This window comes from Streptomyces sp. NPDC048560 (assembly GCF_040650955.1).
Taxonomy (GTDB): Bacteria; Actinomycetota; Actinomycetes; order Streptomycetales; family Streptomycetaceae; genus Streptomyces.
In genome coordinates, this window is record NZ_JBEZIJ010000008.1 from 39911 (window position 1) to 55716 (window position 15806).

Annotated in this window: 15 protein-coding genes and 3 tRNA genes; 9 read left to right on the plus strand and 9 right to left on the minus strand. The window is 69.1% G+C overall.

What is annotated here, in order from left to right:
* Positions 1-43 precede the first annotated feature (43 nt).
* Both AB0C82_RS21400 and AB0C82_RS21405 read left to right on the plus strand, forming a co-directional pair.
* Positions 44-118: transfer RNA gene (locus AB0C82_RS21400), tRNA-Asp, on the plus strand.
* A gap of 141 nt (positions 119-259) precedes the next feature.
* Positions 260-565 (plus strand): DUF6274 family protein, encoded by a 306-nt coding sequence (locus AB0C82_RS21405; protein ID WP_362844326.1) that lies wholly within the window; start codon positions 260-262, stop codon positions 563-565.
* 467 nt (positions 566-1032) lie between these two features.
* Here AB0C82_RS21405 and bldC read toward each other — a convergent pair whose 3' ends face one another.
* Positions 1033-1239, minus strand: coding sequence for a developmental transcriptional regulator BldC (gene bldC / locus AB0C82_RS21410; RefSeq protein ID WP_003949541.1), 207 nt, complete (start codon positions 1237-1239; stop codon positions 1033-1035).
* Between the two features lie 633 nt (positions 1240-1872).
* Complete coding sequence (locus AB0C82_RS21415) at positions 1873-2718, minus strand: hypothetical protein (RefSeq protein ID WP_362844328.1); 846 nt, start codon at positions 2716-2718, stop codon at positions 1873-1875.
* A gap of 177 nt (positions 2719-2895) precedes the next feature.
* Here AB0C82_RS21415 and AB0C82_RS21420 point away from each other — a divergent pair, with 177 nt between their 5' ends.
* Positions 2896-3978: a Glu/Leu/Phe/Val dehydrogenase dimerization domain-containing protein gene (locus AB0C82_RS21420; protein WP_362844331.1), complete on the plus strand. Its 1083-nt coding sequence runs from the start codon at positions 2896-2898 to the stop codon at positions 3976-3978.
* 303 nt (positions 3979-4281) lie between these two features.
* Positions 4282-4539, plus strand: coding sequence for a DUF3073 domain-containing protein (locus tag AB0C82_RS21425; RefSeq protein ID WP_136330166.1), 258 nt, complete (start codon positions 4282-4284; stop codon positions 4537-4539).
* 141 nt (positions 4540-4680) lie between these two features.
* On the opposite strand, the gene purM is transcribed toward AB0C82_RS21425, so the two are convergent.
* Together purM and purF are read right to left on the minus strand one after the other, a co-directional pair.
* Positions 4681-5754 (minus strand): phosphoribosylformylglycinamidine cyclo-ligase, encoded by a 1074-nt coding sequence (gene purM / locus AB0C82_RS21430; protein WP_362844334.1) that lies wholly within the window; start codon positions 5752-5754, stop codon positions 4681-4683.
* Positions 5755-5814: 60 nt separating this feature from the next.
* Positions 5815-7341, minus strand: a complete 1527-nt coding sequence (gene purF / locus AB0C82_RS21435) for an amidophosphoribosyltransferase (protein WP_362844336.1) — start codon at positions 7339-7341, stop codon at positions 5815-5817.
* Between the two features lie 498 nt (positions 7342-7839).
* Between purF and AB0C82_RS21440 the strand changes: the two genes are divergently transcribed.
* Both AB0C82_RS21440 and AB0C82_RS21445 read left to right on the plus strand, forming a co-directional pair.
* Complete coding sequence (locus AB0C82_RS21440; RefSeq protein WP_351527697.1) at positions 7840-7932, plus strand: putative leader peptide; 93 nt, start codon at positions 7840-7842, stop codon at positions 7930-7932.
* A gap of 182 nt (positions 7933-8114) precedes the next feature.
* On the plus strand, positions 8115-9572 hold the full coding sequence (locus AB0C82_RS21445; RefSeq protein WP_362844339.1) for a sulfatase-like hydrolase/transferase: 1458 nt from the start codon (positions 8115-8117) through the stop codon (positions 9570-9572).
* Positions 9573-9575: 3 nt separating this feature from the next.
* Here the strand turns inward: AB0C82_RS21445 and AB0C82_RS21450 are convergent, their stop codons facing one another.
* The 5 genes from AB0C82_RS21450 to purS form a co-directional block, all read right to left on the minus strand.
* A complete protein-coding gene (locus AB0C82_RS21450) occupies positions 9576-10415 on the minus strand; it encodes an META domain-containing protein (protein WP_362844341.1) in 840 nt (279 codons plus the stop codon).
* Between the two features lie 38 nt (positions 10416-10453).
* Entirely contained in the window at positions 10454-11254 is an 801-nt protein-coding gene (locus AB0C82_RS21455; protein ID WP_362844343.1) for a sterol carrier family protein, read from the minus strand.
* A 211-nt stretch (positions 11255-11465) separates the two neighbouring features.
* Positions 11466-13715, minus strand: coding sequence for a phosphoribosylformylglycinamidine synthase subunit PurL (gene purL / locus AB0C82_RS21460; protein WP_362844345.1), 2250 nt, complete (start codon positions 13713-13715; stop codon positions 11466-11468).
* The gene (gene purQ, locus AB0C82_RS21465; RefSeq protein ID WP_362844348.1) at positions 13712-14392 is read right to left on the minus strand and encodes a phosphoribosylformylglycinamidine synthase subunit PurQ; all 681 of its coding nucleotides are present in this window, start codon (positions 14390-14392) and stop codon (positions 13712-13714) included. Before purQ ends, purL begins: the two co-directional genes overlap by 4 nt.
* Positions 14389-14640: a phosphoribosylformylglycinamidine synthase subunit PurS gene (purS, locus tag AB0C82_RS21470; RefSeq protein ID WP_003968034.1), complete on the minus strand. Its 252-nt coding sequence runs from the start codon at positions 14638-14640 to the stop codon at positions 14389-14391. Before purS ends, purQ begins: the two co-directional genes overlap by 4 nt.
* A 374-nt stretch (positions 14641-15014) precedes the next feature.
* Here purS and AB0C82_RS21475 point away from each other — a divergent pair, with 374 nt between their 5' ends.
* The 3 genes from AB0C82_RS21475 (at position 15015) to AB0C82_RS21485 (ending at position 15727) form a co-directional block, all read left to right on the plus strand.
* A complete protein-coding gene (locus AB0C82_RS21475) occupies positions 15015-15350 on the plus strand; it encodes an Lsr2 family protein (protein WP_362844352.1) in 336 nt (111 codons plus the stop codon).
* Positions 15351-15503: 153 nt separating this feature from the next.
* Positions 15504-15575, plus strand: a tRNA-Gly gene (locus tag AB0C82_RS21480).
* 79 nt (positions 15576-15654) lie between these two features.
* A tRNA-Gly gene (locus tag AB0C82_RS21485) sits at positions 15655-15727 on the plus strand.
* Positions 15728-15806 lie beyond the last annotated feature (79 nt).

Genomic DNA, 15806 nt, shown 5'->3' on the forward strand with positions numbered 1-15806 from the left:
CAGTCTGGTTTCGCAGCCAGCCGCAAGGCAGCCGCGAAAACCTGGTCCTGTGGAGCAGTTTGGAGTGCTCGCCACCCTGTCAAGGTGGAGGCCGCGGGTTCAAATCCCGTCAGGACCGCAAGAAACGAAAGCCCGGATCTTCTGATCCGGGCTTTCGTGCGTCTTGACTGCGGCATCCGGCCCGGGTAACCCGTAGAACAGAGGCTGCCCCTGTTTCCCTCGGCGAGGGGCCGCGCGGGCCCACCGGGAGGTGGCACGTATGTCTGCGTCCACGGCACGGCACGAAACCCGCGCGCTGCTGCGCGCCCACCTGGCAGCGGCCTCCGGCTACCGGCATCTCACCCGCCACTGCCCCATCTGTCACCGGCTGCTGCGCCTCGCCCTGGAGCCCGCCGCGGCGCCGGGGGCGTCCGGCGCCTTCCTGGGCCCCTCCGGCCCCTCCGAGAGCCCTGAGAGTCCCGAGAGCCCCGAAGCGCCCGACAGGGGCGCGGCAGCGGCCGACGGCCCCCCGGCGCCGCCGAGGGCCGGGGAGGGGAGCGAGGACGAAAGTCCTGCCACGACATGACCAACGGCCGCGCCGGCCGCTTCTCAGCAGTGGCACGCTGGGAGTTGGCAAGCCTCAGCCGGTGTGACGGGAGTCACCGAACGAGTTTCTGGAAGGGGTGGCTTTACCCCCTTCTTACAACTGGCGAATTTAATATGTGCAATTGCACCAGCCTTGGGGGGCGGCCGGGGCTCCTCGGCACAGGCTGGCCCGGAGCCTCCAGGAGGCCCTCACAGGCCCCCGCAGGGACCCGCACACGGCCGCCGAACCGACCCGGCCCAGCGGCCCGCGCACGCCCCCGCCCCCGGCCGTTCGGGCACAAAAAAATCGCGCTGGACCCGGCGGAGTCCAGCGCGATCAGGTGACGTACCCGTATTGCATAGGTATGACGCCCGTTGGGGCAGGCGTCCGTCATGTGGAGCTATGGGTGGGCGACAGCCGGCTGGGGGGCCAGCGGTGCCCGGTTATGGCGCGGCGACAGGGGTGTGTCAGGCCTCGCTGCGCTGCTGCGGAATACCCGCAAGCAGTGCGCGGACCTCTGCCTCGCGGTACCGGCGATGTCCACCGAGCGTGCGGATGGACGTGAGCTTGCCTGCCTTGGCCCAACGGGTGACCGTCTTCGGGTCCACGCGGAACATCGTGGCAACCTCAGCCGGGGTCAGCAGCGGCTCGGCATCAGGGGTGCGAGCGGTCATGAGCGGCCTCCTCGGGAGAACCGAACATTCTCGGTTCTTTCCTCTAAATTCTGCACCTTGACCCGCGTTGCCCATAAATGGCGGACGCGGGCCGAGTCGGTTATAGGACGAACGGCTTGTCCTCGGCACTACAACTACACCATCGCTCCAGCCGCGTCGGCCAAACCGATGGAATTGCCCTCCCAGGTGTTCATCAGCGACGGAAGCCGATGGACCATGCCATAGCGGACAGTCACGCCCCAGTGACGATCAGTCACAGAGCGATCAGGAGTCGTCAGACCCCCCATAGAGTGCAATACCGAGCTTTCCGCCCATAGTTAGACGGAAGGAGTCCTCCCCGGACTCCTTGTCCTATTTTGGCACGAGGAGTGGGGATGGGCGCAAGGGCGCCGTTAGTGCTATCCGTCACGCTTGAGGCAAAGGCCCGGTTCGGGACGTAGGTCCTGGCCTTCTTGACGTACTCCCCCGCCCCACTGGTCACACGGGTCACACAGGACGCACTTTCACGCATCGTCAGCTCACAGAAGCACTCCTCAGCGCACTACTGAAAAGTGTGGATGCGCTCCGGCTCGCACACCTCTGCGCCGGTTCGAGCGCCTCTGCGCCGATTGCCTGAGCATGGTGGGTTTCGGGTCAGTTGGCGAACTGGCGGTGCTGCACGGCCCGCCAGCGCTCGGCGAGTCGCGCGTACGCCGTGCTCGCCCCGTCGCTGTCCCCGGCCCGCAAAGCGGCGATGCCCTCGGTCACGTCCGCGGCCGAGTGGTCCGCCGCCAGCTGGTCCGCCGGCAGCGCGTGGACCAGACCTCCGTAGTCGAGCTCGACCAGCGCACGCGGATGGAACTCCTCCAGCCAGCGGCCGACGTCCACCAGGCCCTCGGTCAGAGGCCCTTCGTCGACCGTCTCGCGCAGGGTCTTGAGCGCCCGGGCCAGCCGGCGCCTCGCCTGCACCATCGGGGTGCGGTAGCGCAGCACCGGCGGCCCGCCGCCCTCTCCCGCCCCCTCGTACTCCCGCTCCTCGTCGGTGAAGAGCACGAACCAGCGCACCGGGACCTGCCACACGGCCGTTCTGATCCACGGCCGGGCATCCGGGTTCCGCTCCCGCCACCGCTCGTAGTCCGTGAGCGCCTGTCCCCGGACCACCGGAGGCAGCACCGCGTCGAACACCGTGGCCGGAAACATCCCCTCCTGCTCCTCCAGGGCCAGCCATCCGCGCAGCCGGGTGCGCCACGGGCAGACACACACCACCCCGTCCACCTCGGTGACGAACGCGTCCGCGCTCTCGTGCACGGGCACCCCGACCGGCGGCGTGGACGCCAAGTCGGCCAGCGATCTCCGCAGTTCGTCCTGGGCGGTGGGGAAGGAGGAACGCTCCGCGTATCTGGCCCAGTGAGCGCGTTCGGGCCCGGGAAAGGCGGCGAGCGGCTCGTACACCCTCAGGTAGGACGAGTAAGGGACGAGCACTGAAGACACCACCGACATGCGCCGAATCGTGTCACGCCGCTACTCCCCCAGGGGGTGATCCTCGGCACCGGCACGAATACCGGTGCGCGGAGGACTTACGCTCTTGCCCAGTCGGGCCGACCGTGCCGGTCGGCCCGGGGCCCTCCCCACCTTCAGGAGGGCTTTTCCGCCGCTTCGTACTTGGGAGTCACCACAGTGACCGATGTGACCGACGGCGTCCTGCACACCCTGTTCCACTCGGATCAGGGGGGCCACGAACAAGTCGTGCTCTGCCAGGACCGTGCCAGCGGCCTCAAGGCCGTCATCGCCATCCACTCCACCGCCCTGGGCCCCGCCCTCGGCGGCACCCGCTTCTATCCGTACGCCTCCGAGGAGGAGGCCGTCGCGGACGCGCTGAACCTCGCGCGGGGCATGTCGTACAAGAACGCCATGGCCGGCCTCGACCACGGCGGCGGCAAGGCCGTCATCATCGGGGACCCGGACAGCGTCAAGTCCGAAGAACTGCTGCTGGCCTACGGCCGGTTCGTCGCCTCGCTCGGCGGGCGCTACGTCACGGCCTGCGACGTCGGCACCTACGTCGCCGACATGGACGTCGTGGCCCGCGAGTGCCGCTGGACCACCGGCCGCTCCCCCGAGAACGGCGGCGCGGGCGACTCCTCCGTGCTCACCGCCTTCGGTGTCTTCCAGGGGATGCGCGCGTCGGCCCAGCACCTGTGGGGCGACCCCACCCTCCGCGGCCGCAAGGTCGGCGTCGCCGGTGTCGGCAAGGTCGGCCACCACCTGGTCGAGCACCTGCTCTCGGACGGCGCGGTGGTCGTCATCACTGACGTACGGGAGGAGTCGGTACGCCGGATCACCGACCTGCACCCCGAGGTCGCGGTGGCGGCGGACACCGACGCGCTGATCCGTACCGAGGGCCTGGACATCTACGCCCCGTGCGCGCTCGGCGGAGCACTCGACGACGACACCGTGCCGGTGCTGACCGCGAAGGTGGTGTGCGGCGCCGCCAACAACCAGCTCGCGCACCCGGGCGTCGAGAAGGACCTGGCCGACCGCTCGATCCTCTACGCACCCGACTACGTGGTGAACGCCGGTGGCGTGATCCAGGTCGCCGACGAGCTCCACGGCTTCGACTTCGACCGGTGCAAGGCGAAGGCGACGAAGATCTTCGACACCACGCTGGCCATATTCGCACGTGCGAAGGCGGATGGGATTCCGCCGGCCGCGGCGGCCGACCGGATCGCCGAACAGCGGATGGCGGACGCCCGCCGTCCCTGACCGGTGACGGGATCTTCGTGACCCTGTCACCGGAGGCGGCCCGCCGGTCGGCGAGACAAGACTCACGCCGGTCGGCGGGTCGCCTGCTCAGAAGAGGTTAAAATCGCAGTTGACCAGCACGGACAGGGCTCCGTGCCGGGTCGCTTACGGGGCACTTCATGCGGGCGGCGTACCGTATGGCCACGGAAGCAGGTACCGTTAAAGCCCTACAGGCGCGGTCTCTCAGCCGGGAGTCCGTCCTGAAACATGAACGCGTGTCAAGACTCTGGGGCCGTCGAGCCCCGTCACCGAGGGGGTCGAGCCATGGGGCGCGGCCGGGCAAAGGCCAAGCAGACCAAGGTCGCCCGTCAGCTGAAGTACAGCAGCGGCGGGACTGACCTGTCGCGTCTGGCCAATGAGCTGGGCGCATCACCTTCGAGTCAGCCACCGAACGCTGAGCCGTTCGAGGACGACGACGAGGAAGATGACCCGTACGCACAGTACGCGGATCAGTACAACGTCGATGATGACGACGACGAGGACGATCAGTCCGGTCCGTCGTCACAGCGCCGCGGCGCTTGACCTCGCGCTGACACGACAACCCGGTCCGGGCCTGCCCGGACCGGGTTTTGTGCTGTCCTGGCGACCTCGGGCACCTCATGGTGACGTCGGGCCGGGGAGCGGCGGGCCACCGGAGGATTCCGGCGACCCGCCCCCTACTGCCTACTTCGCGTAGTCGCCCACGAGCTCGGCGCCCGAGGTGTGTGCGCCCCGGTCGGTGATCTCACCGGCGACCCACGACTCGATGCCCCGGTCGGCCAGCGTGGTCAGCGCGGCGTCCACCGAGTCGGCGGGGACGATCGCGATCATGCCGACGCCCATGTTGAGCGTCTTCTCCAGCTCCAGCCGCTCGACCTGTCCGGCCTTGCCGACGAGGTCGAAGACCGCGCCCGGCGTCCACGTGGAGCGGTCCACGGTGGCGTGCAGGGCGTCCGGGACGACACGGGCCAGGTTGTTGGCCAGACCGCCGCCGGTGACGTGGCTGAAGGCGTGCACCTGGGTCGTACGGGTGAGTGCCAGGCAGTCCAGCGAGTAGATCTTGGTGGGCTCCAGGAGCTCCTCACCGAGCGTCCGGCCGAACTCCTCGACCTGACGGTCCAGCGTCCAGCCCGCGCGGTCGAAGACCACGTGCCGGACCAGCGAGTACCCGTTGGAGTGAAGGCCGGACGACGCCATCGCGATGACCGCGTCACCCTTACGGATACGGTCCGGGCCGAGCAGGTGCTCGGCCTCGACCACGCCCGTACCGGCGCCCGCCACGTCGAAGTCGTCGGGGCCCAGGAGGCCCGGGTGCTCGGCCGTCTCGCCGCCGACGAGGGCGCAGCCCGCGAGGACACAGCCTTCGGCGATGCCCTTCACGATGGCCGCGACACGCTCGGGATGCACCTTGCCGACGCAGATGTAGTCGGTCATGAACAGCGGTTCGGCACCACAGACGACCAGGTCGTCGACGACCATGCCGACGAGGTCGTGGCCGATGGTGTCGTACACGCCCATCTGGCGGGCGATGTCCACCTTCGTACCGACGCCGTCGGTGGCGGAGGCGAGCAGCGGACGCTCGTAACGCTTGAGCGCCGAGGCGTCGAAGAGGCCGGCGAATCCGCCGAGGCCACCGAGGCCTGCGACCTCCGCCCGCTGCGTCTTCTTCACCCACTCCTTCATCAGCTCGACGGCACGGTCACCGGCTTCGATGTCGACGCCCGCTGCCGCGTAGGAAGCACCTGTTGTCTCAGACATTGCCTGGGATCTTTCGTGTGGAAATACGGGGCTGGTGGGGGAGGCGCCGGTCGTACCGGATCACGGACGACGCAGCGCGTCGGCCGCCGCGGTCGCGGCAGGGCCGGCCGCCAGCTCGGTCTCCAGCAGCTGCTTGCCGAGCAGCTCCGGGTCCGGGAGCTCCATCGGGTATTCACCGTCGAAGCAGGCGCGGCAGAGATTCGGCTTGGCGATCGTCGTCGCCTCGACCATCGCGTCGAGCGAGATGTACGAGAGCGAGTCGGCACCCATCGAGGTGGCGATCTCGTCGACCGTCATGCCGTTGGCGATCAGCTCGGCGCGGGTCGCGAAGTCGATGCCGAAGAAGCAGGGCCACTTGACCGGCGGGGAGGAGATCCGGATGTGGATCTCGGCCGCGCCCGCCTCGCGGAGCATCCGGACGAGTGCGCGCTGGGTGTTGCCGCGGACGATCGAGTCGTCGACGACCACCAGGCGCTTGCCCTTGATGACTTCCTTGAGGGGGTTCAGCTTGAGCCGGATGCCCAGCTGGCGGATGGTCTGCGACGGCTGGATGAAGGTCCGGCCGACGTACGCGTTCTTGACCAGTCCGGCGCCGAACGGGATTCCGCTGGCCTCGGCGTATCCGATCGCGGCGGGAGTGCCGGATTCCGGAGTCGCTATGACCAGGTCCGCGTCGACCGGAGCTTCGGCGGCCAGCCTGCGGCCCATCTCCACACGGGAGAGGTAGACGTTCCGCCCGGCGATGTCGGTGTCGGGGCGGGCCAGGTACACGTACTCGAAGACACAGCCCTTGGGCTTCGCTTCCGCGAAGCGGGAGGTGCGCAGGCCGTTCTCGTCGATGGCGATCATCTCGCCGGGCTCGACCTCACGGACGTACGCGGCACCGCAGATGTCGAGGGCGGCGGACTCGGAGGCCACCACCCAGCCGCGCTCCAGACGCCCGAGGACCAGCGGGCGGATGCCCTGCGGGTCGCGGGCGGCGTACAGCGTGTGCTCGTCCATGAAGACGAGCGAGAACGCGCCCTTCACCTCGGGGAGCACCTTGGCGGCGGCTTCCTCGATGGTGAGCGGCTTGTCGTCGTCATCGGTCTGGCCGGCGAGCAGCGCGGTCACGAGATCGGTGTCGTTGGTCGCCGCGACCTGGGTGGCGCGGCCGTCCCGGCGAGGGAGGTCGGCGACCATCTCGGCGAGCTGAGCCGTGTTGACCAGGTTGCCGTTGTGACCGAGGGCGATCGAGCCGTGCGCGGTGGCACGGAACGTCGGCTGCGCGTTCTCCCACACCGAGGCACCGGTGGTGGAGTAGCGGGCATGACCGACCGCGATATGGCCCTGGAGCGATCCCAGAGACGTTTCGTCGAAGACCTGCGAGACCAGTCCCATGTCCTTGAAGACCAGGATCTGGGACCCGTTGCTCACTGCGATGCCCGCGGACTCCTGTCCACGGTGCTGCAGGGCATACAGTCCGAAATAGGTGAGCTTGGCGACCTCTTCGCCCGGAGCCCAGACACCGAAGACGCCACAAGCGTCCTGGGGGCCTTTCTCTCCGGGGAGCAGGTCGTGGTTGAGTCGTCCATCACCACGAGGCACGCCACCGAGTGTAGGCGAGATCGACCACCGGTCCGAATTCGGTGCCTGCCGCACCGGGGCTGCCGGGGCACTGCGGGCGTGCGTGACGGTGGTCCGGGACGAGCCCTCCGCGCACCCTCGGATGATCACTCCGCGTGAGGGCGGGGCGGTGGCCGGACAGGCCATCTGTGCGCTTTGGGCGGCAGGCGCCCGGATTACCGGCGGGTTACCGATCAGTTCAGGCCACCCGGCCGCATGAGGCCCTGACCCCGCGTCGTGGCACTCGGTGATGCGGGGCGCCGCCTGAGAAGCCGGTGGCCGAACGCTCGTTTCGTGGTGAGCCTCACACCGCGGGAGTCCGGGGAAGGGGCCCAGGACCTCTCGGAGCAGGCGAATTCGGAGGTGAGGGCGATGGGAATCGTCTGCCGTACCGGCTGCCGCGTCGCCTCCGCCGCACCGGAGTCCGGTGTTCGAGACCGGCATTGACAGGCGCACGACCGCTTGGCAGGCTCCTGGGCCATGCAGCCCCTCGGTGATCATTCGGTCACGCTCGTGGAGCGCCGCCACGTCGATCTGGGACGTGTGGCGAGCGCCATCTGTCGCTGCGCCTGAACCACTCCGCACCACTGCCGGGTCTTCCGCGACTCCGTGAGCGTGCGCCGAGTTCCTCCTGCTTGATCCCCTCACCCGTCTCCGGTCGGTGCGCAGATCCGTGCGCGCCGTGTGCCTGACGGGCCCCTCCGCCTGCCGCCCTGCCGTCATCCGCCGCCCGCGCGGCCCTGACAGGAGTCCTCATGCCCGCAGATCAGTCGAACATCAGTTCCCACGAAGAGTCCTCCCCTGCCCTGACCCGGCGCGCCTTCGGGACGGCCGTAGGCGTGACCGCGGCCACCGCCGCCGTCGGACTCCCGGCCGCCGGGCCCGCCGTCGCCGCGCCGGCGGCCACCCCGCAAGAGCGGCCCTTCCGCGCCGCCCGGGGCAAGCACTCCCGGCGGCCCAACATCCTCTTCATCCTCGGCGACGACCTGGGCTGGGCCGATCTCTCCTCGTACGGCGCCCCGGACATCCGTACGCCCCACCTGGACCGGCTGGGACGGCAGGGCGTGCGGTTCACGGACGCGTACTCCGGCTCCGCGACCTGCTCCCCCACCCGGTTCAGCCTCTACACGGGGCGCTATCCGGGACGTACGAGGGGCGGGCTCGCCGAGCCCATCGCGGACAGGTCGGTCGGACTGGAACCCACCCACCCGACCCTCGCCTCGCTGCTGCGCGGCGCGGGCTACTCCACCGCGCTCATCGGAAAGTGGCACTGCGGATACCTGCCGGACTACAGCCCCACGAAGTCCGGGTGGGACGAGTTCTTCGGAAACTTCGGCGGAGCGCTGGAGTACTACTCCAAGCTGGGTCTCGGGGGCGAGTACGACCTGTACGAGGGCGACGCCACGTACAAGGACCTGCGGTACTACACCCGCATCCTGACCGAGCGCGCCGGCGAGTACGTCCGCCGCGACCACGACAAGCCGTGGCTGCTCAACCTGAACTTCACGACGCCGCACTGGCCGTGGATCGCGGAGGGGGACACCGAGGAGAGCGCCGAGATCGTACGGCGGATCAAGGCCGGTGACCGGCGTGCGCTCCAGCACGGTGACGGCGGCTCGCTCCAGAAGTACAAGGAGATGGTCGAGGATCTCGACCGCTCGGTCGGCGAGGTGCTGAAGGCGCTCGACCGGTCCGGCAGTGCGCAGGACACGCTGGTCTTCTTCGCCAGCGACAACGGCGGTGAGCGGTTCTCGTACAACTGGCCGCTGGCCGGCAACAAGGGCTCGCTCCAGGAGGGCGGCATCAGGGTCCCCGCCGTGCTGCGCTGGCCCGCCCGGATCGACGGGGGCCAGGTCAGCGATCTGCCGGTGTTCTCGCCCGACTGGACGGCCACGCTCCTGGAGCTCGGCGGGGCGCGGCCCGACCCGGCCTACCCGCTCGACGGCACCAGCCTCGCCGGATATCTGCTGCGTGACGAGGCTCCCGCGGAACGGGACCTCTTCTGGCGGGTGCGGGGCGAACGGGCCCTGCGGCGCGGCGAGTGGAAGTACTACCGGGGCAAGGGCTGCACCGATCAGCTCTTCCGGCTCTCGCACGACCAGCGGGAGCAGGCCGACCGGGCCGCGGCCGAGCCTGAGCTGCTCGCCGGCCTCCGGGCGTCCTGGGAGCGGACGAACGCGCAGCTGCTGCCGTATCCGACGGGCGGTGCGTGACCGCTACTTCTTCTCCTCGGGAGCGGAGGCGCCGAGTCCCTTGCCGTTCTCCGCGGTGAGGGACAGGGCCTGGTCGTCGATCGCGTACGTCGTCTTCCCGCGGAGGACCGCGAGCATGGACCTCTCGACGTCCATCTCGGCCTCCCCGCACATCTTGCGGGTGGAGGCGAGCGGTCCGAAGGTGATCGTCGAGCCGGCCACCGTGGCCTTGCCGCGGAAGCTGTTGCAGCCGAGGTGGCCCTCGACGGTGCCGTCCTTGGCGAAGGTGAGGCGGGGTGCCTTGTCCCGGCTGCCGGCGGGCAGGGAGGTCGCGGTGTCGCCGTCGGTCAGGGTGGTGACGGTCCAGGCGGTGCCGGTGAGCGGGGCCGCGGGCCTTACGGGCTCGGACGTGAGGGTGATGGTGTCCCCTTTGCTCGTCGTCAGGGTGAGGGTCTTGTTGACCACGGCGGCCTTCAAGGTGCCGTCGAAAGCGCGGGCCAGGGCGTTCTCGAAGTCCTGGACGTCCTTCTCACAGGCCATCTCGGTGGTGGTGCCCGGCCCCAGGGTCACGGTGTCACCCTCGACGCGGACGTCGGCGGTGTAGTGGTTGCAGCCGAGGTTTCCGGTGGCTTGGCCCTTGGAACCGATCGTCACGTGGGCCTCGGCGGGTGCGGCGGACCTCTTCCCGTCGACGGTCATGGACTCGACGTTCCAGCGGGTGCCGGTGACGGGCAGGTCGGTACGCACCGTGCCGCTGCCGTCGCCGGTTTTCGCGCCGGAGCCGGCTCCGGAACCCGACTCCGTGCCGCAGGCGGCGAGGGCGAGGAGGGCCAGGACACTGACGGTCAAACGTTGTGTGCGCATGGCCCTGGGACGGATCGGGGTGGCGATCCGGTTCCCCTTCAGCTCATCAGTGGCAGCAGCGTGGAGAGATCGGCCCGCTCCCCGCTCGCGCCGACCTCCGCCGCGTCCAGCGCCCGGGCCCAGGGGGTGCGCCCGGTGGCGAGTCTCATCCAGACGAGCGGACCGGTCTCCACGACGTTGGGGGGCGTGCCCCGGGTGTGCCTGGGGCCGCCGATGCACTGGACCACGGCGAACGGCGGGATCCGCACCTCGACCGAACCTCCCGGCGCCTTGTCCGCCAGGGCGTCCGCGAGCAGCCGGGTGCAGGCGGCGAGCGCCTGGCGGTCGTACGGGATGTCCAGGCCGGCCGCCGCGTTCAGATCGTCGGTGTGCGCGACCAGCTCGACGGTACGGGTGACCAGGAAGTCCCCGAGCCGCATCGTCCCCGCCCGCGTCAGGACCAGCCGGTCCCCCGGGACCACGGGCACCTGCTCCTCGAAGGCGGCGGTCACCTCCGCGTACAGCGCGTCCAGGTCGGGGTGCGCGGCGGCCAGGGCCCGGGTGTCGTCGGCGATGCTCTCCGCCCGCCCCGCCGTGGAGAACGGCCACTCCAGCAGGGCGAGAGCGGGCTTGGAACCGGCCGGCCCGGGCTGCTCAAGACCGGTGGTGACACGGGAGAGCGCCATCGTGAGATGGGCGGCCAGCTCCCGGACGGTCCAGTCCCCGAGCCTGGTCGGCAGGGCCAGCTGCTCGGGCGTCAAGGCGCGGACGGCTTCTCGGACATGGGCGAACTGCGCCAGGACCGCTGCCCGGGTCTTCGTGGCGTCGTACGTGCGCAAGCGCTTCTTGGCCGGAGGCATACGGGCGAGACTAACCGGCGGCTCCGACATCCGGGATGCCCTTCGCGAGCGCAGGTCAGCGGTGCCCCGGGCATCGGTCGCGGCACAAAGGGCGTCGGTCCCGGCATCACCCCCGCTCAGGCGGCATCGCTCGGTGCGGACCCGTCGCGAACGACGGAGCCCCCACCCGGAGGACCGGGCAGGGGCTTCGGCGGAACGTGGAGCGGCCGGCTCAGCCGAACAGCGCCGGAATGATGGCCTCGTGAGCGGTGCGGAGCTCGCTCAGCGGAATGCTGAACTCGCCCTGGACCTCGATCTCCTCGCCGTCCACGACACCGATGCGGGTCACGGGCAGACCGCGGGCCCCGCACATGTCGTTGAAGCGGAGCTCCTCGCTGCGCGGGATCGAGACGATCGCACGCCCGGCCGACTCGGAGAAGAGGAAGGTGAACGCGTCGAGCCCGTCCGGCACGACGAGCCGTGCGCCCTTCCCGCCGCGCAGGCAGGACTCGGTGACCGCCTGGATCAGGCCGCCGTCCGAGAGGTCGTGCGCCGCGTCGATCATGCCGTCGCGGGACGCCGAGATCAGGATCTCGCCGAGCAGCTTCTCGCGGCCCAGGTCGACCTTGGGCGGCATACCGCCGAGGTGCTGGTGGATGACCTCGGACCAGGCCGAGCCGCCGAACTCCTCGTGCGTGTCACCCAGCAGGTAGAGGAGCTGGCCCTCTTCCGCGAAGGCGACCGGCGTACGCCGCGTGACGTCGTCGATCACACCGAGCACGGCCACGACCGGCGTCGGGTGGATCGCCGTCTCACCCGTCTGGTTGTACAGCGACACGTTGCCGCCGGTGACCGGGGTACCGAGCTCCAGGCAGCCGTCCGCGAGACCACGGGTGGCCTCGGCGAACTGCCACATGACGTCCGGGTCCTCGGGCGAACCGAAGTTCAGGCAGTCCGAGATCGCGAGCGGCTTGGCGCCGGAGGCGGCGACGTTGCGGTACGACTCCGCCAGCGCGAGCTGCGCACCCGTGTACGGGTCGAGCTTCGCGTACCGGCCGTTGCCGTCGGTCGCCATGGCCACGCCCAGGTTCGACTTCTCGTCGATCCGGACCATGCCCGCGTCCTCGGGCATCGCCAGGACGGTGTTGCCCTGCACGAAGCGGTCGTACTGGTCCGTGATCCAGGACTTGGAGGCCTGGTTCGGGGAAGCGACGAGCTTGAGGACCTGCTCGCGCAGCTCGGCACCGTCGGCCGGACGGGCGAGCTTGCCCGCGTCGTCGGCCTGGAGCGCGTCCTGCCAGGAGGGGCGTGCGTACGGACGGTGGTACGTCGGGCCCTCGTGGGCGACCGACCGCGGCGGTACGTCCACGATCTGCTCGCCGTGCCAGAAGATCTCCAGCTGCGAACCCTCGGTCACCTCACCGATGACGGTGGCGATGACGTCCCACTTCTCGCAGATCTCCATGAAGCGGTCGACGTGCTGCGGCTCGACGATCGCGCACATGCGCTCCTGCGACTCGCTCATGAGGATTTCCTCGGGCGAGAGGGAGGAGTCGCGCAGCGGCACGGTGTCCAGCTCGACGCGCATACCGCCGGAGCCCGCGGAGGCCAGCTCGCTCGTGGCGCAGGAGAGCCCGGCGCCGCCGAGGTCCTGGATGCCCGCGACGAGCTTCTCCTTGAAGATCTCCAGGGTGCACTCGATGAGGAGCTTCTCCTGGAACGGGTCGCCGACCTGGACGGCGGGCCGCTTGGTGGGCTTGGTGTCGTCGAAGGTCTCCGAGGCCAGCACGGAGACGCCGCCGATGCCGTCGCCGCCGGTGCGGGCGCCGTACAGGATCACCTTGTTGCCGGGGCCGGAGGCCTGGGCCAGGTGGATGTCCTCGTGCTTCATCACGCCGATGCAGCCGGCGTTGACGAGCGGGTTGCCCTGGTAGCAGGCGTCGAAGACGACCTCGCCGCCGATGTTCGGCAGGCCGAGACAGTTCCCGTATCCGCCGATGCCCGCGACGATGCCGGGCAGGACTCGCTTGGTGTCGGGGTGGTCGGCCGCGCCGAAGCGCAGCGGGTCGACGACCGCGATCGGACGGGCACCCATGGCGAGGATGTCGCGGACGATGCCGCCGACGCCGGTGGCCGCGCCCTGGTAGGGCTCGATGTACGAGGGGTGGTTGTGCGACTCGACCTTGAAGGTGACCGCGTAACCCTGGCCGACGTCGACGACACCGGCGTTCTCGCCGATTCCGACGAGCATCGCGTCGTTCTCGGGGACCTTCTCGCCGAACTGCTTGAGGTGGACCTTGCTGCTCTTGTAGGAGCAGTGCTCGGACCACATCACGGAGTACATGGCGAGCTCGGCGCCGGTGGGACGGCGGTCCAGGATCTCGCGGATCCTGGCGTACTCGTCCTCCTTGAGGCCGAGTTCCTTCCAGGGCTGCTCGGTGTCCGGGGTCTCGGCCGCGTGCTTGACCGTATCCAGGCTCATGCGTTGACCAGCTTCTTGATGATCGAGGTGAAGAACCCGAGACCGTCGGTGCGACCGGTCCCGATCAGCGGCTCGACGGCGTGCTCCGGGTGCGGCATCAGGCCGACGACGTTGCCCGCGGCGTTCGTGATGCCGGCGATGTCGCGCAGCGAGCCGTTGGGGTTCACGTCGAGGTAGCGGAACGCGACGCGGCCCTCGGCCTCCAGCTCGTCGAGCGTGCGCTCGTCGGCGGTGTACCGGCCGTCCACGTTCTTCAGGGGTACGGAGATCTCCTGGCCCTCGGTGTAGTCCGAGGTCCACGCGGTCTGCGCGTTCTCCACCTTCAGCTTCTGGTCACGGCAGATGAAGTGGAGGTGGTTGTTGCGCAGCATCGCGCCGGGCAGCAGGTGCGCCTCGGTGAGGATCTGGAAGCCGTTGCAGATGCCGAGGACCGGCATCCCCGCCTTCGCCTGCTCGATGATGGTCTCCATCACCGGCGAGAAACGGGAGATGGCTCCGGCCCGCAGATAGTCGCCGTAGGAGAAGCCGCCCGCCAGGACCACGGCGTCGACCTGGTGCAGGTCCTTGTCGCGGTGCCAGAGCGATACGGGTTCGGCGCCCGCGATCCGGACGGCCCGCAGGCTGTCCTGGTCGTCGAGGGTGCCGGGAAAAGTGACGACGCCGATACGAGCGGTCACTTCTCCTCCTCCACCTTCACGACGAAGTCTTCGATGACGGTGTTGGCGAGGAAGGTCTCCGCGAGCTCGTTAATGCGGGCGAGGGCGGCGTCGTCGACCGGCCCCTCGACCTCGAGCTCGAAACGCTTTCCCTGACGTACGTCCGCGATTCCTTCGAAGCCGAGACGAGGCAGTGCGCGCTGCACAGCCTGTCCCTGCGGGTCGAGGATCTCCGGCTTGAGCATGACGTCGACTACGACGCGTGCCACTGGCACTCCCGGTGGTGTGGTGCGGCTGTGTCTCCGGGGGGTTCCCCAGACCCCCGCGGGTCCACTCAGCGTACCTGCCCGGAAATTCTACGCGGGTAGATATCAGACGGCGCAGATCACGCCGAGATATCGGCGGTGACAACATGGAGGGAAAGTCCTGGAAAAAAATTCCTCACCGGATTGCAGGCGGACACGCTGAAGCAATTGACTGGGCTTCACAATGCGGTGCCCGTCGCTGTACAAATGATTACCCGGGGAAAGTGACATCATCTCCGGAACAGTCGACACCAGTCGATCCGCATCCGCCTGGCAGCCGGAAGGCCGGCATCACCGCATGTCAGACGCGACGATGCCGTAGGAAAGGACCGATATCCGTGGCTCAGCGCGTAGTGGTTACGCTCTCCGACGACATCGACGGGGGAACAGCGGCGGAAACGGTCACCTTCGCCCTGGACGGGAAGTCGTACGAGATCGACCTCAATCCCGCCAATGCAAAGAAACTGCGCAAGACCCTGGCGCCGTACATGGCGGCAGGGCGGAAGCAGACAAATGCCGGCAAGCACGGCAAGACTCCCGTCTCGTACCACCACACCTCGGTCGCCCCCGACCCGGCGGCGGTCCGCGCCTGGGCCCGGTCGCACCGGATGGAGGTGCCGGCCAGGGGCCGGATCCCCAAGAAGGTCTACGAGGCGTTCCACGCCGCCAGTTGACCGGACGCGACGCCGGAGCCCGCTGTCGGCGCCCGCTCCGGACCCCTTCGCGCGACACCCGCGGGGAGCCGACTTGCGAAACACCCCCGCAGGTCGGCTAGAGTCTGGAGCACGCCGAAGGGCAAGGCCGAAAGGCCCGGCCCCGAGCCGCGTGCGGGTGTAGTTCAGTAGTAGAACATCCCCCTTCCAGGGGGAAGGCGCAGTGTGCAATTCCTGTCACCCGCTCTACATCACGCTGTCTGACCACTTGGTGGATCAGGTAGAGTGGTGAGCGCACCACCGGTGAAAGCCGAGTGGCTGCAATGCGGACGTAGCTCAGTTGGTAGAGCGCAACCTTGCCAAGGTTGAGGTCGCCAGTTCGAACCTGGTCGTCCGCTCTTGATCAAAGGCCCCGGTCGGTAATCGACCGGGGCCTTTGTCGTATCCGCAGCGTTTCCGCGTCGCGTTCCCGGCCGT